This is a genomic window from Planococcus shenhongbingii (genome assembly GCF_030413635.1).
In the GTDB taxonomy this organism is placed as follows: domain Bacteria; phylum Bacillota; class Bacilli; order Bacillales_A; family Planococcaceae; genus Planococcus; species Planococcus shenhongbingii.
In genome coordinates this window covers 1,882,625-1,903,618 of sequence record NZ_CP129235.1, presented here as the reverse complement: position 1 = coordinate 1,903,618, position 20,994 = coordinate 1,882,625, and the positions used below count along the sequence as shown (strand labels likewise).

General features: G+C 39.9%; 18 protein-coding genes and 1 pseudogene. 2 read left to right on the top strand and 17 right to left on the bottom strand.

Features of this window, described 5'->3' with window-relative positions; translation table 11 throughout:
- Positions 1-148: 148 nt before the first annotated feature.
- The 10 genes from QWY16_RS09500 to QWY16_RS09455 all read right to left on the bottom strand — a co-directional run bounded on the left by QWY16_RS09500 (position 149) and on the right by QWY16_RS09455 (position 11,642).
- Positions 149-1,381 (bottom strand): MFS transporter, encoded by a 1,233-nt coding sequence (locus QWY16_RS09500; RefSeq protein WP_300993078.1) that lies wholly within the window; start codon positions 1,379-1,381, stop codon positions 149-151.
- A 137-nt stretch (positions 1,382-1,518) separates the two neighbouring features.
- Positions 1,519-1,842, bottom strand: a complete 324-nt coding sequence (locus QWY16_RS09495) for an ArsR/SmtB family transcription factor (protein ID WP_300986303.1) — start codon at positions 1,840-1,842, stop codon at positions 1,519-1,521.
- A 349-nt stretch (positions 1,843-2,191) separates the two neighbouring features.
- Positions 2,192-2,506 (bottom strand): hypothetical protein, encoded by a 315-nt coding sequence (locus QWY16_RS09490; RefSeq protein WP_300993075.1) that lies wholly within the window; start codon positions 2,504-2,506, stop codon positions 2,192-2,194.
- A 356-nt stretch (positions 2,507-2,862) separates the two neighbouring features.
- Positions 2,863-3,309, bottom strand: a complete 447-nt coding sequence (locus QWY16_RS09485) for a hypothetical protein (RefSeq protein ID WP_300993072.1) — start codon at positions 3,307-3,309, stop codon at positions 2,863-2,865.
- A gap of 398 nt (positions 3,310-3,707) precedes the next feature.
- Positions 3,708-4,208, bottom strand: coding sequence for a hypothetical protein (locus QWY16_RS09480; protein ID WP_300993069.1), 501 nt, complete (start codon positions 4,206-4,208; stop codon positions 3,708-3,710).
- A 1,127-nt stretch (positions 4,209-5,335) separates the two neighbouring features.
- Positions 5,336-5,950, bottom strand: a complete 615-nt coding sequence (locus QWY16_RS09475; protein WP_300993067.1) for an alpha/beta fold hydrolase — start codon at positions 5,948-5,950, stop codon at positions 5,336-5,338.
- Between the two features lie 541 nt (positions 5,951-6,491).
- Positions 6,492-8,069: a YndJ family protein gene (locus tag QWY16_RS09470; protein WP_300993064.1), complete on the bottom strand. Its 1,578-nt coding sequence runs from the start codon at positions 8,067-8,069 to the stop codon at positions 6,492-6,494.
- Positions 8,038-8,649 carry a DUF4166 domain-containing protein gene (locus tag QWY16_RS09465; RefSeq protein WP_300993060.1) on the bottom strand — a complete coding sequence of 204 codons (612 nt, stop codon included), beginning with the start codon at positions 8,647-8,649 and terminating at the stop codon, positions 8,038-8,040. Before QWY16_RS09465 ends, QWY16_RS09470 begins: the two co-directional genes overlap by 32 nt.
- Positions 8,646-9,560, bottom strand: a complete 915-nt coding sequence (locus tag QWY16_RS09460) for a DoxX-like family protein (protein WP_300993057.1) — start codon at positions 9,558-9,560, stop codon at positions 8,646-8,648. The genes QWY16_RS09465 and QWY16_RS09460 overlap by 4 nt, the downstream gene beginning before the upstream one ends.
- A gap of 495 nt (positions 9,561-10,055) precedes the next feature.
- Positions 10,056-11,642, bottom strand: coding sequence for a sensor domain-containing diguanylate cyclase (locus tag QWY16_RS09455; RefSeq protein ID WP_300993054.1), 1,587 nt, complete (start codon positions 11,640-11,642; stop codon positions 10,056-10,058).
- A gap of 899 nt (positions 11,643-12,541) precedes the next feature.
- Between QWY16_RS09455 and QWY16_RS09450 the strand changes: the two genes are divergently transcribed.
- Together QWY16_RS09450 and QWY16_RS09445 are read left to right on the top strand one after the other, a co-directional pair.
- A complete protein-coding gene (locus QWY16_RS09450; RefSeq protein ID WP_300993051.1) occupies positions 12,542-14,572 on the top strand; it encodes an EAL domain-containing protein in 2,031 nt (676 codons plus the stop codon).
- A gap of 269 nt (positions 14,573-14,841) precedes the next feature.
- The gene (locus QWY16_RS09445) at positions 14,842-14,964 is read left to right on the top strand and encodes a diguanylate cyclase domain-containing protein (RefSeq protein ID WP_300993377.1); all 123 of its coding nucleotides are present in this window, start codon (positions 14,842-14,844) and stop codon (positions 14,962-14,964) included.
- A gap of 435 nt (positions 14,965-15,399) precedes the next feature.
- On the opposite strand, the gene QWY16_RS09440 is transcribed toward QWY16_RS09445, so the two are convergent.
- The 7 genes and pseudogenes from QWY16_RS09440 to QWY16_RS09410 form a co-directional block, all read right to left on the bottom strand.
- Positions 15,400-15,717, bottom strand: coding sequence for a TetR-like C-terminal domain-containing protein (locus QWY16_RS09440; RefSeq protein ID WP_300993048.1), 318 nt, complete (start codon positions 15,715-15,717; stop codon positions 15,400-15,402).
- Between the two features lie 607 nt (positions 15,718-16,324).
- Positions 16,325-17,338 carry an LLM class oxidoreductase gene (locus QWY16_RS09435; protein WP_300993045.1) on the bottom strand — a complete coding sequence of 338 codons (1,014 nt, stop codon included), beginning with the start codon at positions 17,336-17,338 and terminating at the stop codon, positions 16,325-16,327.
- Between the two features lie 82 nt (positions 17,339-17,420).
- Entirely contained in the window at positions 17,421-18,413 is a 993-nt protein-coding gene (locus QWY16_RS09430) for an LLM class flavin-dependent oxidoreductase (protein ID WP_300993042.1), read from the bottom strand.
- Positions 18,414-18,471: 58 nt separating this feature from the next.
- On the bottom strand, positions 18,472-19,602 hold the full coding sequence (locus QWY16_RS09425) for an NtaA/DmoA family FMN-dependent monooxygenase (RefSeq protein ID WP_300993040.1): 1,131 nt from the start codon (positions 19,600-19,602) through the stop codon (positions 18,472-18,474).
- A gap of 87 nt (positions 19,603-19,689) precedes the next feature.
- Positions 19,690-19,815 carry an aminomethyltransferase beta-barrel domain-containing protein gene (locus QWY16_RS09420; RefSeq protein WP_300993039.1) on the bottom strand — a complete coding sequence of 42 codons (126 nt, stop codon included), beginning with the start codon at positions 19,813-19,815 and terminating at the stop codon, positions 19,690-19,692.
- Positions 19,816-19,828: 13 nt separating this feature from the next.
- A pseudogene (locus tag QWY16_RS09415) lies at positions 19,829-19,951 on the bottom strand (tRNA 2-thiouridine(34) synthase MnmA); the annotation flags it as partial.
- Positions 19,952-20,483: 532 nt separating this feature from the next.
- Entirely contained in the window at positions 20,484-20,984 is a 501-nt protein-coding gene (locus tag QWY16_RS09410; protein WP_300993036.1) for a flavin reductase family protein, read from the bottom strand.
- Positions 20,985-20,994 lie beyond the last annotated feature (10 nt).

Genomic DNA, 20,994 nt, shown 5'->3' with positions numbered 1-20,994 from the left:
TGCAACAAAATTATCTCTAAGTTACATTCATATGCAATAAGAATGTACTTGTTTTCATTAGGAGCATTCTCTTTCAAAAGGGGAGATCTTGAAAGCTGTATTGAAAAACTAAAAAACACCCCGCTAGTTGCAGGGTGTTCACTATCTTTTATAAATTTGATGCCTCATACGCTTCAGAACCTGAAAAGCTTTCTTTCCGATCCATACGATAGCTGGCAAATGCCAGGCCGGAGGCGATCAATGCGCATAATGCACCGACCCATGAAAGCTGAACGAGGCTGCCGTTTGCCACGACATATCCTCCAAGGGTGGCACCGAGCGCAATGCCGACGTTAACCGCTACAGGCGTTAAGGATGATGCAAAATCTTTGGCTGCCGGGAAATAAACCGTGGCCAAGTTCATCAAATACAATTGAATGGTTGCATTCATGGCATAGATCATCACCGCCATCAACATGAGGCTAACAAGTCCTGCATATGTCGACTCCATTGTGAAATACAAAGAACCTAAAATAACTGCCTGGACGATAAATACATAGCGAAGTTTGCTTACACCGTTGCGGCTGGCGATTTTCCCCGCCAACACATTACTGAAGATTGAAAACGCTCCGTAAGCCAGCAAGATGGCACTCACATAACTTGTTGGAATCGCCAGTCCTTCTTCCAATATCGGCGTAATGTATGTGTAGATCGTATACGTTCCCGCGATTGAAAATGTCGGGATAAAGAATGCCAGAATCATGCGTGGGTTCGTCAGCAAACCGAGCTGTTCTTTTGCTGATGCTTTCTCCACTTTCAATCCTCTTGGCAGGATAAAGATACCCATGACCAAACTGATCACACCTAACAGCGTTGTAAACCAGAAAGTCAGCTGCCAGTTGCCGAGCTGCCCAATGAGTGTCCCTAAAGGCACACCAATGACATTGGAGATCGTAAAACCGGCGAAAATCAATGCGATAATGTGGCCTTTCTTGCTTTCCGGCATGATATCGCTGGCAATGCTCATCGACAGCGCCACCAACACACCGCTGACAACCGCCGTGATGACTCTGGAAAAAATTAATAACTCATAAGAGCCGGATAATGCGCTGATTATATTCCCGACAATGAACAAAGAAATCAACGTCAGCATCAATGGATATTTTGGAAAACGGCTGACATAAGCCGTCATTACGGGCGTTCCGATTGCGTAAGCGATGGCAAAACCGGATACCAGCGTACCAGCTACAGCTAGACTGATGTTCAAGTCTGAAGAGACTTCTGTTAAAAGGCCGACAATCACAAATTCACTGGTCCCCATGACAAAAGTTAAAAGCGTCAACGTAAAGGCCAAAACTTTTTGTTTCGTACTCATTAAATCTTTTTTTACACTTGTGGCCACGAAAAATTCACTCCTAGTTGCTGATTTTACTTATCATACGAATGAATAGTTTCATTCCCATTGAAAGCTTGTTTTTTCGGATATAGATATATCTAAAAATATCGATATGACAAATTAAAAAAAGACATGGCGATGTCTTAAATTTCTTCGTTGATGAATTGCGCAATTTTCGCCAATGTCTCTTCATTTCGTCTGTAATAAGTCCATTGCCCGTAACGCACCGCTTCCAGCAAGCCTGCTTTTTGCATGAGCGACAAGTAATGGGAAACGGTTGATTGAGAAAGATTCACTTTTTCTTGAATATCGCCGACACAAACGCCGCCTTCAATGCTTACCTCCTTCGGCAAATGCGCTTGCTGTGCCGGGAAATTCTTCTCCGGTTCCCTTAGCCATTTCAAAATATTCAAGCGGGTTTCGTTTGACAATGCTTTAAAAATATCTAATACATTTAAATTATCCATGTAAGCATCTTATATCGATTTAATTCGATATAAGATGCATTTGAATTAAAATTGAGTTTTTGGATCTTAAAAAACCAGGATGATTATGGAAATAAGCATTCTGGTTTCTGAAACATAATGTTTATTTTAAACTTGCTTCTTATAACTGGTGATATGTAAACCTATATCCTTTTGAGATTCAAGCTTTAAAGCCTTACAGAACAACGTTTTGAATGTATCTTTTTTTCTAATGAAACCAGTACGGTATGATTTTCTGGTGAAATCAATGGAATCAAGGAACTGAATGTAACTTAATTGCTAATAAGTTACATTCAAAAAAAAAATTAACGTGAATTGATGTTGAAAGAGTCTATTCAATCGTTAAAGGGAAAAAATAATGTCCTGTTCCTCGTTCCCAAGTGGCGACAACTTCATAGATCGTTCGCCCACTTTGCCCATCAAGAACTACGTCTTTAAAAGAACCCGTTATATTACCCGCAGAATCCCAAGTATTCACCTGATAAGAGATTGGTTCTTCTTCAAATTTAAGCTCAATGGATGTATCTGAATTTACGGTAGGCCCCTTTCGTTTACCGACTAATTCAGAAACAGGGATCGTTTCCGCCTGCACAGAAGCCATGGAATTTTCTTCTTGATCAAAGTAGCTCCAGTCATACCCACCCAAAGCAGCAGAAACTCCTCTTCATTCACCCCTATTTTTAACTGAGGGGGTTTTTGAGAGGTGTATTTTACATTTTCCACAGAACTATTCATATTTTTATCATTTTTAATGACTTCCTTTTCTTGAGAACAGCCTACTAACACAAAAATAAACAGCATACTTAAAAATAAAAATTTGGATTTCATCTTCTTACTCCTCCTCATTTCAAGTTTAGACGTGAAAATGAATCATTGGTTACAGAAGATGACTTATGGAGAACCCCCATAAAAAGTAATGAATCATAAAGAAAAGCACCCAGGAATGGAGGGCTTTTGAACGTAACATAATTCACATTATGTTACATTCAGATTCTCGGTTGGTTACCACATTTTCTCTCGGTCGGGTTCTTTCAAAAAAGCATCTTCACCTTCATCAAATCCTTCAGGTCTCCAATGATTTTCCGGCAACCCACTCTCCTCAAACAATTTCCGAAGCTTTCTAATGGCTTCATCCCAGGACGAAAATACTTCAAAAGCGTATGGTGGTTCTGCCTCGTCATCATTCCAGACAGCCCATTTTTTATCAGGAAGCTGAGTAGCATGGTACCAAGTATCTCCTTCCATCTCATAGATGCCAAAAGTATTTTCTAAAGCAATATTCCAATCCGGATAACCTAATTCCTCCGCAAACTGATCGTATTTTTCAAAGAACAGTTTATGCAAAAACTTTTTTAAACGCCCCATATCTTCACTTCCTATTTTCGTCGTGTTTGAATGTAACTTACTTACCAATAAGTTACATTCAAACTCTAATGGATTATCATTCAAATTCAATAATAATCATATGAAGATTTTTTAGATGGATAACACAGTCCTTCATTGTATTCGAAGCTAACAATTCGTCAGTTAACTCAATCCACTGAGAAGTAACTTGGTAAAAAAACTGGTGATTGATTCTTAAAGGGTTCAACAGTTTTTTAATAAATTTTATACATATCATCTACTTTCAAATAATCCTCAATTTCAACGATAGAAGGCTTCATGTTATGGCTTTTAGACAATTCGACAAAGAAAGAATTGGATTTTTTCTTCTTCGGGGGCTTCAATAAACAGGGCAATTAACATATCTATCTACTTTTAGCTTTAGCGAATGTCACATAATCACCCTTATGTGACATTCGTTTCAAAGAAACATCCGTTGTTTTGACGATGGTACTTTTCCTTCATTAATCAAGGTAAGGAGATGGCACCTCTTCCACATACAAGCCGTCGATCTTTCGAAATTCCTCGATAACCTCATCTGTAAGGCTTTCTCCAATAAAATACATATAGTAATCATAGCCGAAATGGATCTCAAACTGATTTTTGGCAACCAGTTTGCTCCAAACCTTTTCTTGGAGAATCATTCTGACAACTTCCTTGACCAATCTTCGTGGAATGGTCTTGCCTTCTGCCAAATCCAAGTCCGTTTCATTCGAATGGTTTTCCAAAGAAAGCAACTTTAGATGAGTGGTACCGGTTTTTCGGATGAGCACTTCAACCGCTTGGATGTATTTTTCTTCGATCGTCCGGTATTGTTCCATTGTAAAAACTTGGCCCTCATACGATCTCCCGACATCTGATATACTGGTCCATTCATCCACTAAGATATAGTGCCCATTTGCATCCCGATTTTTCGGATCGTACTTTGTTACACGTATTGATTTTATTCTCGTCCTCCATTTCAATACTGATCATTCTCTTTTTTCTTTTAACAAGCCTGCATTGAGAAAAACGATTTCTGTACATCTCTTAATATCTAATTTTTTATTTTATTATAGATTATCACATCATACAGTTATTATTGGTAAATTATTGAATTTTTTGCGTTGTCATTAAAAAGCATTCGTAAAAGTACAGCTATACTGACAAAAGAAAGAGCAGTGCTAATCAGCACTGCTCTCCCCCCTTTATACTTTGTTATTAGAATACCTATTTCTGATAATCTCTTATATGTAAACCTAAAATTTTTCATCGAAATTTTCTTTTAAGGGATTGAAAATTTAGTTCCCATCGAACAAAAAAAGTTTACCACAATGGGTGAACAGCTTAGTTAGTAGTTCATGGTCCTAATTTAGGAAGGTTTCGCTAATCCTGCGCTCTAGGACAGTCTCCAACTGGACTTCCTGCAAGATCTCATGCTCAAGTAGGTAGTTGGGGACTTTCAGTTCTTCTGTAAATTCATTCCGAATCAACTCTTTTTCAATCCGGATGAGAATCTCTTAACGCTGGATCATGTTGAAGAAAGATTAATCATAATGGATTCTTCATTTCATATAAATTATCTAGTATTTCTAAAAAATTGATTGTTTTCTGCCTTGTTATGCTACTATCACTCTCGATTGTAAGGGACCAAGATGATTTTATGTTTGCTGCCTGTATCTGGTTGATTTGCCGCACCCATTCAGTTAAAGATCAAAGCAAAAGTCTATTTATTTTATTAGTTGCTTAGATGTGTTTCCGTGAATTCATTAACGTATTCGCTCATCTCTCTATAAAGAGTGCGATGCAGATAATGTTCTCCTTCTAACGTAACAAGTTTGCTTGAAGGTCTACTACTTAACTGTGTTTGATAAAAAGCTATTTTTGATTGGCCATCTTCAATCATGTTTTTTTCTTTCGGAGTAAAGATCATGCCTAAGTATCATGTAGCGCCAACCGGAATTGCAAGATTGGCTGTATTTCTGCTTCCAGATTTATTCCTTCCTTCAGCCGTGGAAGATGTTTATTCCGAAGAAAATTTAAAGATGACCAAAGCCATTTCTGTTTGGAATTCCTTTAACAAAAATATAGCTAATGAAACAAAAAATATCCATCATAACATTGATGAAACCATCGATATGACGTTTCCGTCCGATATACCTGTCATGGCATGAGATTCAGAAACCTTTGGCGTTGGATGGGGAGAATGATTAAACCCAGGCAGTGTAGGGTCAATTCCTATAACCGCTTCAATCTCTTCCGGATATTTATTAGCGTAATACATACTATAAATGCCGGAAATGGAATGCGGCATTAGTATATACGGCCCTTTTATACTTGCTTTTTGTAATGCTATTCTGATTTCTTCCACAATGTTTTCCACTGTTCGTTCCTTTTCAGTCATATCACTCCAGCCATATCCAAATAACTCTACCACTACAACCTTATTATTCTTTGCCAATTCGTTTGTTAAAGGTTCAAAATCCAATACCGAAGCTGAAGTACCCAATCCACTTAATAAAACGATTGTATTATCCCCCTTCCCCTTTGTATAGATATGCATATTGTTGCCATCTACTTCAACTAATTGACCTACGGCCGGATGCTTGTTTTTTTCATATGCAGTCATCGTTTTATTGAAAATAATCCAAAGTACAAGCACTGTGACGATGGCTAATAAAACAATCCTGACAACTTTCCAAAACCTACTTATCCTTTTAGTTTTCATAGTTTTCCCTGCTTTCCATAGTCTACTTCCTTTTGAAGTCATCTTAACGTGCGAATGTCTTCCGCATAATGTACCTAAGAATTATTTCTATCTCAATCTTGAGGCTTATTAAGCTCTACGACTTGGTTCAAGCAGGGACTTCTATTCTCTTTTTTTGTTTAACTTAGATAATCATGTGCTGCTCCACAATCTGGCCCGCTTGCTGAACAAGAAAAAAACCGATAGTATCACATCGAGATTTTGAACAAACTTTTTTTAAACATCTCGTCTTTATTTCACAGCCACATAAGGACTTTTTTTCATTTGCAGATATCTCTTTTCCATTTTTCGAAATGGATTTTAGCGCAGTAAATGATAACAATTGAATCTTTAATCATAAACAAGCGTTCGTAAAAGTACACTTAAACGAACAAAAAGAAGGATAGAAGCTAATTCTATCGCTTCTATCCTTCCGATAAGTGGGCATATGTAAACTGTACGTGCTCTTTTGCAGGCAGTCATGAAAGGATAGATTTCACTTCTTAATCTAATGAAGCTAAAATCAATATTTTTTAAATGGCTCGCTGTTTGTTTTCTCTTTTATATCATAATCGATATGTAAAAAGTGGAGTCCAAATAACGTCATATCATGCGTCGCCATTAGATTTCCATTGCGTTCACTTATTATAAAGTTCTCATGCAGGGGCAGTTTAAAAACATATCGGCCAAGTGCCAAATAGGTTCCAGCGTCTCCACTTCCATTGCTCGTTAAATGGAGTCCTTTGTTTTTAACAGTTAATTGGAGAATTCCATGCATAGAAGAGAATGGTAAAGGCAAAGCAATGTTCATGTATGTCTTTCCGTTAGACTGGTGTTTTGAATAAATCGCGACAAAGACAGTTTCTGTCCCAATCATTCTTTTCCAAACTCTCGGCTTGCTTCTGCCATCAAGCTGTTCATCCACCAAGAGAACTTCTCCGGTCATTTCCATCTGAGACGATGAAAATGGCAGGTTTAGCTGACCTATTTTCCGGCTTGCAAACTGATAAATAAATGCCAGAGGTTTAAACCATATCTTCCATTTTACAGATGCGAATAATTGGAAATTCTCAGTGCGCTCGTAAAAATCGACTATTTTAATAGGCAGCTTTCGCACTTCCACATAGTCTTCCAGTCCATCAACTAGCCCCTGGTGAGGAATTCCCGATTTCTTCAACTTTCCACGGATATTACTGATTGGAAAATCGAACGGTTTTTGTGTCGTAGCAGGTACATGCAATGCCCATCCAATTACCGTGAAGGAACCAAACAGCAAACAATTCAAAAAGCCGTGAAAATCTAACATGTCCGGAATCGTCACCACTGTATTTCCTGAGAAATTGCCATAGGCATAAAGAAAAGAACCCAAAATTGTTAAGCATAAGACCACAAAAGGGATTCGGACAATAAGCGCCTGTACAGCTGGAAAATTGAGACGGAATGTATAAAACGTTAGGGCATAAATCGCTCCCACATAAAGTGACACCGAGACGATTTCAATGGTATGTGAAAATGTGATGCCAATTGCCACTGTCATCGGCCCTGTCGCGATAATAAACGCACTTATTTTATACAGTTTTGTCATCTGGATGCGGCCCAGCAGCCCTACTGAAATGCAAAGCATAAACGCCGAGTAGTGAAAATGAATTGCAGTGAGCCAGGTAGTCATCTCACTGAATCCGGTATCGAACTTCCCGATATAGGCAAGAAACCACATCCCGCCTACTGCAACGTAGACGAGTCCCAGATCAATCATCAATTCAGCTGTATTAGAAAACCCCCGTTTTAGAAACCGGTCCACTCCTTTCCAGGCGATCCAAAAGGTGACCAGTAGGTAAATGACCGCCCCTGTCAGCGCTAAGGAGTAAGGCATATTAAAGCTCAAAGCCATCACTGCCAACATTCCAGCCGCCAGAATCAGTTTATCTAACTGCCGGAGTTTGACAACCATTTTCAATAAAGATGGGACAAAGATCAATTGAGCTAAAGTTAAGTAATAAAAATAACCGGCTTGACTACTAAAAAAGAAACTTATAACAAATAAAATGAGTCCAAATAAAATCAGCGGGTTAACGAGTGCTTTCCGTAAATTCACCAGCATACATCATAATCCTTCCTATCAAGCTGTTGTAAATGGTTACGTGGATGGTGTAGACATCTTTCATTTCGTCATATCCTTCCAGTACGGTAACGCGTCCTCTTAAAAAGTTCGGTATAGGAATCTCTTTCTTACCCAGTACGACTTTTTGTGTTCCGGAAGTGATGATCAGAAACCCATCCTTTGTGACATCAAACAGTAAATCTGAGTAGAATAAGGGAACATCCCCCAGATAATCCTTTACCACTTTCTTTTCCTGATCGATTGTCATCTTGGCGTTGAACCTCCGCACCGCCTTTGGAAAGAAAAATGTCCGCTCCCAGGACACTTCAGCTTCGTCATCTTGGTTGATCAGGCATCGGTTGACGATGGTGAAAGGGATATTCTCGCCGCTTTCAGGAAACAGAAAGTTCAATTTTGAAGCAAATTGATAGAAAGGAGAAAGCAGCTTACTGCCATTCTGAATCTCGCTCATCATCCCTTCCGCATAAAATGCGCGATCGAAGGGCAAGGCGTAGCGATGTTGTAGCTTCGGGTGCAGTTTCTGAAACTTCTTTCCTAATAAAACCGGGTAGATGGTCAAGCTGCCTCCCCTCTCTTTCTTTTGCAGCTTTTCGTAGACGGCAGCTGTTCAAGAAGCAGTAACCCGACTATCGATAAAATCCACAGAGTGACATTCAGCGTAATGACATTAAACGGCGCAATTGCTGCGGCTGGAGCTGCAATGATGGCACTGAGCATAAGAAAAGGGAAAATAACGACTTGCAGCTGCAGCAAACGTTTCTGCAGTTTTGGCACTAGCCAGCAACAGGCAAACAGCATTTCTGCCATACCGACCCAAATAATAGCGGTGGATGCCTGCCCGGCGGTTAACGGTGACAGCTGTGTCAACATGCTGATTTCCAGAGGATGTTGTGTTAAAAACTTAGGAACGAGTCCTTGGTACATCCAAACAAACGCAAACAAAAAACAAATCGCGTAGAAAGCAAAAAACCGGCGATATTGGGTTTTCGGACTTTCACCTGCTTCAACCCACCGCTTTAACACATCAAAACTCAAAGCGGTTCCCCATCCCATCACCGGGCGGAATAACCGATCACCCCACTTCCCAAGAACCCCAAATCGAACATCGTAATTATATTGCGTTAAAAAGGTGGTGCCTTTTTCGTGAGGGATGTATTTCCAATATCCCTTGCCTTCAGCAATAGGGGACAGCAATTGCTCTGTACCGAAATGCAGGGCTGAAGTTTTTTCGCCGCTCGCTTTTTCATGTGTGCCTTTGCTTTCACCCCAACCCGTTACTTGAATGCCTGGCATCACTTTTGTGGAATAGGTAAAGGTTTGCATTTCTTCTTCCGGCGACTTGTCATTGTATGTAATCGATGTAAAGCGCAAATCCCATTGTTCGTGCAGCTTCGGATTTTGGCTGTATTCCCATATTCTCTCAATGTCATCCTGTATTTCAATTTCCACGTAAATTGGTTTCCCTGCCATAAAATTCTCACATCACTTCTTAAATTATTTGATCCAAAATTCCCTCTCCTACTCTTTACATACTTATATTACCATTTCGTTTATGGAATCTTTAAAGAAATTTCTATTCAGGAAAAGTATGCTTAAAATTTCAGTTTTACAAACCAAAAAGAGAGAAGATGTGCTTTAATTAGCCTCTTCTCTTCCTTCGTACCTACACAACTTCATCATTCAAACAGCTCCTGAATCGTATACGGACAAGAACTCATCTGCTTCTACGGCATGGTTTTCCACCCGGACCGTAATCGGAGTGTCTTCGTTATTTTGGAGCTTCAACTTGAAATTTAGCACTCGCCTGCAGTGACATGCACGATTAAAATACGGGCATGGCAGCCATAATAAAAAAACCTTGCCCGAATCTGCATAAGTCGCACAGAATACGGAACAAGATTTTGATGAAAGCATAAAATTTTTTATATAACCTTTCATTCACAAGCAAGCTTCTCCTGCTTTTGATTAAGAGGAAATTGTAATCCGGTTTCTTCCTCCTGATTTTGATTCGTATAATGCTTGATCTGCTAATCGGAAAAGTTCGTCAGCCGAATTGGCATGAGTCGGAAATTCTGAAAGTCCGAGTGACACGGTGACTGTTTTTCCTCGGATGATCTGAAATCCTTCTATTCTTTCACGTATCTTTTCCGCTAAGTGATAAGCTCCTAAAGCATCTGTCTCCGACAGAAGAAGGACAAATTCTTCTCCTCCATAGCGAAAACAGTAGTCTTGTTTCCGGATGATAGTTTGAATCATCGCTGCCATCGTTTTTAAGGCTTCGTCACCCATTTGATGTCCATATGTGTCATTAATGGATTTAAAGTGATCGATATCCAACACCAGCAGCGAAAAAAGCCGCCTTTCGCTTGCCCAGCGGTTTAACACTTCGTCCAATTTCCGTCGGTTCGGCAACCCGGTCAACGAATCAGTGAGCGCGTACTGAGTAAGCTCCTGGTTGTTTTTTTCCAGTAGGTCAAGGGCGATGGCTACACTTTTTGTCAGGAGGTCGGCTTCCCGGTTCCAATGCGGCTCCATTAGCTTATCCCGGAGGGGCTGAGAAACCTCCTTTCCCTCAGCCAATCGGTTGACCAGGTCAGCCAACCGGATAAAGGGAGCTGCCAACTTGCGAGCGATAAAGATCGACAAAAGAAGCAGCAGCAGAAATGGCAACAACCCATTCAGCAGCAATTGTTGAAGCTGATCCATCAACAAATCGTGCACAGACGAATAAGGGGTTTGCTGCACAATCCCCCATCCTGCTCCCGGTACATAACTGTAAGCGGCCAGCATCGGAATCCCTTTCGTATTGGTAACCAATTCCATTCCGCTTTTTCCATGGGTTAATTTTTGAACGATCGGATTCTGATAGACGCTTTCTCCGATCAATTTACGTTCCGGATGGAACAAGAGGGTCCCTTTCGGACCAACAACAAAATAGTAGGAGCCATATTTTTCAACCGCATCATTTCCAAGGATGTGATTCAAGACGTTTTCCTCTTGAAGATAAATCGTTCCGCCAATCATCCCTCGATAAGTTCCATCTTTTGAGTAAAAAGGTTGGTTCATCAAGATGAGCAAGCGTCTAGTCGGCCCAAAATACGGCGTTGTCACTCCTGGCTTTTTCGAGTCCAGCACATCTTTTGTTACTCCAGACGTTATTTTCGTCCCTTCCAATCCGACGCTCACAGGACTGATTGTTCGAACAAGTCCGGTTTCATCCACCCATGACAGAGAATTGAAATACCCGCTGCTTGTTCGCAGAAGTTCTAATTGCTCACGGATTTCCTGATCCGTCATTTCCTCGTGAGTTTCAAGGAATTCGACCGTGGATTCCAAATTTGTTCTCATCGAACCGAATAATGATTCAACGGAATGGCTCATCTTATCCGCTTTGGAGTAATTGAGGGATAAATAAGTCGCCATCAACGATTCCTTATTGGACTGATGAAACGAAACGGTAAGGATGAGCAAAGTGAGAATGACAGAAGCAGCTACAAGTACAGTCAGCAAGGTCGCCAAGTTCACTTTGCGGGTATTGATTAATTTCTTCATTTAAATATCTCCTTTATTCATCCGAAAATAACACAGTGGTTGTTGCACGTATATTTGTCTAAAAAAATGTAATTCTAAAAGGTATAAGTAGTTCAATATGCACATTTTGAATTTAATACTTTCAAGTATATAGTTCTCGTCCTTGAATTTATATAGGAACAAACCAATAAACAAGGAAATACTTGGAATGATTAAACTAAATAAGTAGATGGAAAGGCGTAGAAAAAAAGCAATAGCGCTATTTCTAATCAATTTTTAACCGGCAAACCTCTTTATAATAAGCTTGTTTTTTTGCGTAGCCCTTTAATAGATAATGGAGAAAACTGAATGTTTTTCGATAAGTAAACTTATTTTTATAAGCATAACCGAAGGAATTTGAAGATGAAATTTAATGCGGTCCTCTTTTTTGGACAGGAAAATTCAATATTCTTTCCATTTTCTATGCTGTGAAGCACCTTCAAACAGGCAGCTATGAATTCAGCGCTAATCTTTGCAGAAGATATTTGTAAAGTGAAAAAGGAAGAGAAAATGCTCTTGGTTGGCATCTTCTTTTCCGTTGCATATTAAATAATCTACATCGCTTATACTTCCATTAAATTACTTAAAGTCGAAAACTCAAAAAACTGTATATTACAACATTTTCCATTTAGTCCTTTAAACCTATTTAATGTTATACAATTTAGTCATATGATACTCATTATTGTGATATCAATTAATTACAAACACTAGATTTCATTGTAACCATTTGAGTAAGAAGTCATTTTAATAATAACAAGAGAAAAACATGCTTTTATTAAATACGGAACCTTCGCTATCTGAAAATAATATAAAAAATCAAAAAATCATCAGAATTTTTAAGACCGTTCAATTTGTAAGTATTTAGTCAGGAGTGGAAAGCAGTGGAGGATGATAAAGGTCAAATTCTAGCTAAGATGAATAAAATGGACGAATTTTTGATTGCCATTGATGAAAACGGTACAATTTTCAAGGTTAATCAGGTTTGGATTGATTTTTGTGTCGCTAATGATATAGAAGAATCTCTCTGGAAGCCAGGGGCCAATTATTATGATCAGCTGATAGCTTGCGGGAAAGAAAGTGAACTTCAAATCATTAAACAAGTAATATCGCAGGAGGCAGGCGAATATACAGAGATGTATCCTTTTCTATTGAAAGATAATGTCGTTCAATGGCTGGAAGTGAAGGTGCGCGCCGTTGCATTAGCCCCTGGTCAAACACGCGGAGCCCTTTTATACCATAAACCTATCGGCCTTCACTCTAATCAGATGATTACTGCTGAAATCGTTCTGGAAAGCATGTCTGAAGGTTTTGTGTTGCTGAACGAACAGCGGAAATTCACTTATCTCAATGAAATGGCCGAGAAGCTGCTTCAGTGCAAGAGAAAAAATGTGGTTGGCCGTGGAGTGCTGGAACTATTTCCGGAAGTGCTCGACTCGCCCTTTCATCACCATTATGAACAAGGTATTAGAAAAAAAGGTGTGTTGGAATTTATTGACTACTTCCATACGCTTGATACCTGGTTCCAAATCAAAGTATATCCGTTGAAGAAAGGCGGTTTGGCCATCTATTTACAAGATGTAAGTGAGCGTAAGAAAATAGAAGAAAAATTGGTAGAAGCTGCTTACTATGACTACTTGACTGGATTACCCAACCGCCGGTTACTTTTTCAAACAGCCCGTTCGCTGATTGAAAAAGGTAAAAATTTTTCCGTATTTCATTTGAACATCGATAATTTATATTTTGTTAACGCTGTTCATCACTACAAGGCAGGCGAAATCATCATGAAAAAATTCGCTGAAGAACTAAAAGAATTTTCAAGTGAAACTTGTCATGTGGGGCAGCTCGATGGAAATGAGTTTATTGTATTAAGGGAAGTCAGCAAACAGGAACACGTGGGGGATGTCGCTAAACGGATGGAAGACATTTTCCTTCAGCCTGTGGTCCTGGAGAATTCTCAAAAAATCCATGTTAGCGCGAGCATTGGGATTGCCTGTTTTCCATTTGATGCCCAAACTTTGGATGAATTGTTTTCTTGTGCGGAAATCGCGATGTATGAAGCCAAAAATGTCTCCGACTCTTTTCACTCTTTTTTCCATCCAATGATGAGAGCTTCATATAATCGGAAATTAGCTATTGAAGAAGGTTTGACCGGGGATTTAAAGGCAAATGGCTTTTATTACACCCTGCAGCCACAAATTGATGGGAATTCAGGTGAACTCATTGGCGCGGAAGTCCTTTCCCGTTGGGTTCATCCGGAATTCGGCGAAATTTCACCGCTGGAATTTATTCAAGCAGCTGAGGAGTCTGGCCACATCGTAGCGTTGACTTCCCATCTGTGCGCAGAAGTGTTTACTCAAATCAAGGATTGGGAAGCAAGGTTTGGCTGGAACCTGCGCACCGCCATCAATATGACGCCTTCCCTGCTCGGCAACCCCGTTTTTTTCGATGATTTTTTCAGACTGATGGAACAATATAAAATCCATCCAAAGTTAATTGAAATCGAAATAACGGAACAGGCCGAACTGTCTTATTCACCCCAAACACTCAAAAATTTGCTTCTCTGCAAATCCAAAGGCATTTCCATTGCCATCGACGATTTCGGTACAGGATTTTCCATGATTTCCTACTTGACTCACTTTCCCATCAATAAAATTAAAATCGACAAGTCTTTCGTTGAAAAAATTGGGCAGGATCGGAAATCGGAAGCGGTCCTGAAATCGCTGATTCACTTGGCCAAAAGCATCGAATGCGATTTAGTGGCTGAAGGGGTGGAACAGATCGAGGAAGCTGAATTTCTTCTAGCAAATGACTGCAGTATCTTCCAAGGTTATCTGTATGACAAGCCCTTAACAGTCATTGACTTTGAAGCGAAGTATTTGCAGACTCGTTTTGAATTTACAGCCGATCTCTAGACTGCTAAACGTTTTTCTGCCAATTAATAGTTTCGGGTGTTCTTTAAAAAACATTCAATCGAGAAAGGAAATTCAGAAGTGGATAAAGCACCTATTTATGGCTGATTTACTGAATCAAGAGAAAAACAAATTCCTGACTACAAAAAAGAGCGTGGTTTTTGAAGATTCCTATAGCACCCCGTCCGCTGAAACGTATCATTCAGAAACCACCTTAATCCCTATTCTTAAAGAAAAAGGAAACTGCACCTATATTCTCGGGATCGTAAAAGATTGCAGGCGACGGCGTACTAAAAGAACTGACTTTTAAAATTGCCGATATAGCAAAATCCTCGGATACTGCAGCCCGTATTGGAGACGACGAATTCGCCATCCTCTTGTCCAACACTAATTAAACTGGATTAGACCTTCTAGCCCATCGGTTAAGACAAGGATTGTAAGCGTTCGAAGCACCCTTTTCCGAACGCTTCAAAACTTTGGGTGTTCTTCATTATAAATGTACTTGCTAGACGATAAACTCTATTCTCTTGCGGAAGAGCCAACTAGGAGAAAAGATTTAAGAGAAAATGAAAAACGAATGCCTTAAAGAACCCCAATCATTCCCCCAGTTGAATGCCCAACAAATATCCATATCGAAAATCCATATTCTTTTCTAATTTATTCAAGATCAAGTACTGCATCATAAATGTGTCTTTCTAATAATGCATTCTATTTATCGCTGAATTTATTGGATTTGAGTTATTGCAAAAAAAGGCTATTACTTAGCGAGTCACAAAATATGACGTTAAGTAATAGCCTTTTCATATTCTCTATTGACTAATTTTTTCAAGTTAATTTTCTGACGTAAGCTTGTCAAAGTAGGGACCATATAAAGAGATATCGATTAGGCTGCTTGCCATATCCTCTGGGCTTGTCTCATAATTTTCTTTAATCCAAAAAACGATACTTTCAATGTAAGCGCCTGTCACATAAGCAATTATTAAATCGATCTTCGCCCGCAACATTTTATCCTGTATCTGAGAATAATAAATGCCATCTGTTACATATTGCTTGATGATATCTTTTACCCCATTAATAAAAGTGGCATCGGGTTGATATACAAAAAAAGTTTCATAAACATTCTGTTTAGTTTGGTTGTGTTGATTCATGTATGCTTTACCCTATTTATTCCGGCGTCAAATATCGCCTTGCATACGTTTATGCACTTCGTGATTCTTAGCATCTATTGCTGGTTCAATAACCGTTCGTAAAAGTATAGTTTTATAGACACAAAAGGAAGAAAAGAGATGTTGTGTCAGCCTCTTCTCTCCCTTTCTATGTTAGTACCGATAATCCCTCATAAGTTAACTGAAATTAGTATTTAGCGCTAACATATAATCGACACTAAGATAAATTCTTCTCACTCTATACCTCTACTGATTTCAAATCAAAAAGTGAATTAAATTTAAGCGAATAGGACTGATAAATGAAATAAATTTTAAAGCATTTTTTTATAAATATTGTAGTTCAATTCTAAAAATCCGGCTTTTACTCTTGGTTTTCAGAGTTAACCTAATAAAAAGTTTCATTAAAATTGTATCAACAAAAATATAAAATCACTTACCTTAAAAGACTAATTCTATTTTAAGCGACGAATTGTAATATTAAGTTCAACAACCTAAAAATAAATTTCTTGTGATTCGCCCCAGAAGATTGCATGGCTCGCGGCAGCCTTTCTTTCGAGATTGGCCGCCAGTTTGCTTATGCGGAATCCTGTTAATCCCATTGAGTTTCAGCCTTGCGGCCATACTCCTTAGGCGGAGTGCCACTGTTTTGATTTCGGAACTGAAGATGTGCAGGAAAATGAGGAAGCACATATTCCCCCAATTCCTCCATCACGTCTTCTGCAGGGCGTGTTCCGTGTTTCAAACCAAATATCACATGATTCACGCCTGCGTCCTCATAGGCACGCAGGTAATCGATTAAAAATCGATAACCCGACCTAAACCCTCCCTGTATCGGTTTAGGTGCTTCGTTTGGATTCTCGGATAAGTCAATAGCCAAAGCCTGAACAAATGGTTTGAATTCACCGGCCGCTGCTCGCCACTTATTCACCAGGTCACGCTGGTCATTAACGCCTTGCGAATAAAACAACCAGCCATCTGTATGCTTGGCTAACCACTCAATCGTTTGGCCGGAATACCCGGTTCCCAGAAGGGGAATGTCGGATAAAGTGGGTTTGGGAACAATATCGCCTTGCTCCAATTCCACTCGCTCAGTCTTTATTTTCGGAAATGGTTCTTTCCACACTTTTTTCATGACTTCTACAGACTCTCTAAATAAGGCTGCGCTTTCGGCAGGATCCACTTGGAATGCGGGAAATTCAATGGGCCGGTCACCGGTCGCAGCTCCCAATAAGAAACGCTCTTTTGATATTTTGTCCAAGGAAGCCGCTGACTTCGCTACGTGAAGCGGGTGACGCAACGTCGTCACAATACTCGCCGTACCCAGTGCGATTCGATCCGTATGTGCCGAAACATACGCCAGAAATATCCAAGGGTCATAAAAAGCACCTACATCGCCAAAGTTCGCATCGTAGAGGGGGGCATCTCTTACAAACAACGAAGCAAAACCCAGATTTTCCGCCTTTTTAGCCAGTAGCATCTGCTCTTCCAGATTAAAAACAGGAAAACTTCCCGTGTACGACTCTAACGGAAATATGAGTCCCAGAGTTAAACAGCGGTCCGCAAATGTCCGCGCAAAGCCTTTATGTGATTGGAATTTATCCATATATTCGTTCTCCTGCCACATCCTCGTAACATAAATATCTTGTCATGAGGAAATTTTATTTCCTTCAATCATTCACTCAAACTCATAACAATTCCTTGGCCAGCAACCGGTAGACTTCCAGGCGTTTTTCTTGGGCATGGGGAATACTGACAATCATCGCTTCATCAAATCCATATTGTTGTTGCTCTTTTTGTAAGAGCATCGCAATTTCTTTCGCAGCTCCCACTAAATGGATTTCACGGTTATCTTGAATGATCATGCGATCCATTTCCGTCAATGGATAATCACTGGCTTCCTCAGGTGTCAAAACCGGTGCTATTTTTCCCTTCGTAAACAGTAAACGCGAGATATCTTGAGACTTTGCTTCGAATTCAGCTTCCTCATTTGTTTCAGCGGTTGTCACCATATAGGAAACATTAATTTCCGGTTTTTCCATAAAAGCAGAAGGTTGAAAGTTCTTTTTGTATGCATCCAGTATCTCCTTGGACATTTGGCCGTTGAAAAACTGGGCAAATGAATAACCAATCCCCCGGATCCCTGCCTGAATAGCACTGTTGCCAGTCGCACCCAGCAGCCAAGCTTCCGGCAAAACAACTTGGGACGGTGTTGCGATTGTTTTATTATACAAATCATCTTCGGGTACTTCGTCGTTGATCAGCTGTAGCGCTGTATCCAGTTTTTCATACATATTGTTTACCATTGGCTGGCGTCCTTCGGATAAAGCATAGATGGAACGCTGATCCCCGCCCGCAGCTCGGCCAACACCAAAATCGATCCTGCCTGGTGAAAATGCACTTAATGTTTTAAACACTTCGGCTAGTTTCAATGGGGAATAATGCATCATCATCACGCCCCCGGTACCGATTCGAATCGTTCTCGTTTTAGCAGCCAAATGAGCGGCGATGACTTCAGGAGCTGAGCTTGCCAAGATATCCATTCCGTGATGTTCCGCCATCCACATGCGATGATAGCCTAATTCATCGCCCAAAACGGCCAATTCTTCCGCATTTTTTAACGCATCTACTGCTGTATTTCCCTTCGTAACAGGGACTTGGTCTAGAATACTTAATCTCATTTTTTGCACCCTTCCAATCTTCTTATGTTATGCCCCAATTTGGTACTTATTTTCTTCTCTAAAGTCGTGCGTATTTACTTTCTGGAATAGGCAATTCTAAATTACCTCGTAACGTATTTGATTCATATTCTGTACGGAAAATGCCTCTATCCTGTAAAATGGGAACGACTAAATCAGCGAAATCTTGTAGTCCTGTTGGATACTCTTGTTTTACTAAGAACAGATCCATTGCACCTGCTTCATACCATTCCTGAACTTTATCGGCTACTTTTTCTGCTGAACCGAAAAATCTAGGTTTTGGTATTCTATAATGGGGCATCAAGATTTCTAATTCTCTGAACTTTTCTTCTGCTTCTTTTTCAGTTCTACCTACGATTGGGTTTTCAAGCACTGCAACAATAAAGTCTTCCGGTGATCGCCCTTCTAAGGCTACTCGTTTTTTCAGCTCTGTCGCCATTTCCACGATTTCAGCAAGAGAATCATTATGAATAAGGGCTGCGTCCGTATACTTTGCAGCATTTTCCATCATATTGGAAGAAGTACCTGCCGTAAAAAGTACTGGTCTTCCTTGGGCTGAACGACTAATACTTAATGGACCATCTACCGAAAAGTAATTTCCTCGATAATTTAAAGTGTGCATCTTATTTGGATCCAAAAATACCCCACTTGCTTTATCGCGGATAAAAGCATCATCTTCATACGTATCCCATAATCCTAAGACAATTTCCATAAATTCCTTTTGCATAGGATATAAATCATTTTTTGACAAGTGCCCACGGCTAAAGTTAACCAGGCCCCCGGGATTTGAAGTAATTAAGTTTAAAGAAGCCCTTCCTTTACTAATTTTATCTAGTGATAAAATTTGTCTTGCTGCTGTATATGGATCTCCATACGAACTAGCAATTGTCGCTGAAAGGCCAATATTTTTAGTAGCCATACTAAGTGCCGACATAAGACTGACACCTTCAAAGAAACTCAAGTAATGCGGAATGTTCCCTGGTCCAACATGGCTGACATCGATTAAAAATAGCGTATCAAATTTTGCAGTTTCTGCTATCTCTGCCTGTTTTACATAGTGATCAATATTTTCAGACGCATCGGCAGGCATCTCTGGATGTCTCCATCCCATATAGTTCCAGCCAACACCTTCAAGCACAGCACCTAATTTTAACTTTTTTCTATTTTTCATTTTGTTAACCCTCTTTCATAGTTGAATTGAGGAATCCTAGAATCTGGTTTATCCTACAGATCGTAATGGAGCACCATTTTTAAATATTTAATCGATGGTTCCCCCACCTAGGCACACTTCTCCATCATAAAATACAACCGCCTGTCCTAATGTAAAAGCCCGGGCCGACTGATCAAACCGGACATCTACCTTGCCGTTTTCTAAAAGGGTCACTGATACTTTGCAACCAGTTTTTCATGAAGACACCCACAACATCGTAACCTTGTTCTTTCAGCAACAAGGCAGCAACTGACGAGTCGCCGCCGCCACTCATTCCTACTACAACTCGTATATCTTTATTGTTTTTCATCGACTTGTTCACATCCTTTATGGCAATCGACAGTCTCCAGATAAAAATCCAGCTGTATGAGTTCATCTGCGATTGCTTCTGCAGCAACGCTTTTAAGTTTCGCTGCGGCTTCTTGACACTACCCATCCCAAATCCAATTTTTTTCTGTTGGACGCCGATTGCGTTTGCTGTGCTGTAAGTAGAATATATTCAAATTATTGTATGGAAATAGAAGTAAAAGTTAAAGCCGATGAAAAAGAAGCCATTTTATAGCTGCTGCCCCTACTAAAGGCGACTGAAAACCTATACGCCATCCATCCGATTTTCGCGATTTATAAAGTACCAGCGATTTCCTCTATTATGAACATTCCCTTTTCTCTTCAATGTGCGCAACTGCTTAAAAATGGAAGCTTGCGCCTTCAACTCCTCCGCTACTCTGCTTGTTTTTCTGTCCAAACAAGAAACAATTTTCTTTGCGCTTGTTCCCGGGTGGTCTTCTATACAAGCAAGGATTGCATCCTCAATTTTCATTTATAGCACCTCTGTTGTTAGGTCACATACGCTCATAAAACTCTGATGGAATCGCCCCGATGTGCCTGCGATGATAGAGCAAGGGATCCTTTTTTTCCGTTCGTATATTTGTAACGGCTCCGATTAAGATAGTATGATCCCCTGCTTCCACCGTTTGAACTGTTTCACATTCCAGGACCGCGAAAGCACCTTCAAGAACAGGCAGCTGATTATCCGAGAAACCCCATTTAATCTTGCTAAAACGGTCTACATTTTTGCTTGAAAACAGCTTAACTAACTCCTGCTGATCATCTGCCAATAGATGGACTATGAACTTTCCGCTTTTTGTAAACGTATCAATTGACGAAGCTTTCCGATCATTGAACCAAAGAATCATAAGTGGATTCAGCGATACAGAGGCAAATGAATTCACCGTTATTCCGACTGGATCCCCCTCACGATTTGTCGTCGTGACCACAGTAACACCTGTGGGATAATTACCCATTGCTTCTTTGAACAACCGTTGATTATCTTCATTTAACATAATAAATTCC

What these genes read in the sequence shown, in the direction of transcription:
- QWY16_RS09455 (WP_300993054.1), bottom strand. Translation starts at nt 11,642, where the DNA reads ATGAAGAAATTAATCAATACCCGCAAAGTGAACTTGGCGACCTTGCTG.
- QWY16_RS09410 (WP_300993036.1), bottom strand. Translation starts at nt 20,984, where the DNA reads ATGTTAAATGAAGATAATCAACGGTTGTTCAAAGAAGCAATGGGTAAT.
- QWY16_RS09435 (WP_300993045.1), bottom strand. Translation starts at nt 17,338, where the DNA reads ATGGATAAATTCCAATCACATAAAGGCTTTGCGCGGACATTTGCGGAC.
- QWY16_RS09460 (WP_300993057.1), bottom strand. Translation starts at nt 9,560, where the DNA reads ATGGCAGGGAAACCAATTTACGTGGAAATTGAAATACAGGATGACATT.
- QWY16_RS09495 (WP_300986303.1), bottom strand. Translation starts at nt 1,842, where the DNA reads ATGGATAATTTAAATGTATTAGATATTTTTAAAGCATTGTCAAACGAA.
- QWY16_RS09440 (WP_300993048.1), bottom strand. Translation starts at nt 15,717, where the DNA reads ATGAATCAACACAACCAAACTAAACAGAATGTTTATGAAACTTTTTTT.
- QWY16_RS09430 (WP_300993042.1), bottom strand. Translation starts at nt 18,413, where the DNA reads ATGAGATTAAGTATTCTAGACCAAGTCCCTGTTACGAAGGGAAATACA.
- QWY16_RS09425 (WP_300993040.1), bottom strand. Translation starts at nt 19,602, where the DNA reads ATGAAAAATAGAAAAAAGTTAAAATTAGGTGCTGTGCTTGAAGGTGTT.
- QWY16_RS09475 (WP_300993067.1), bottom strand. Translation starts at nt 5,950, where the DNA reads ATGAAAACTAAAAGGATAAGTAGGTTTTGGAAAGTTGTCAGGATTGTT.
- QWY16_RS09470 (WP_300993064.1), bottom strand. Translation starts at nt 8,069, where the DNA reads ATGCTGGTGAATTTACGGAAAGCACTCGTTAACCCGCTGATTTTATTT.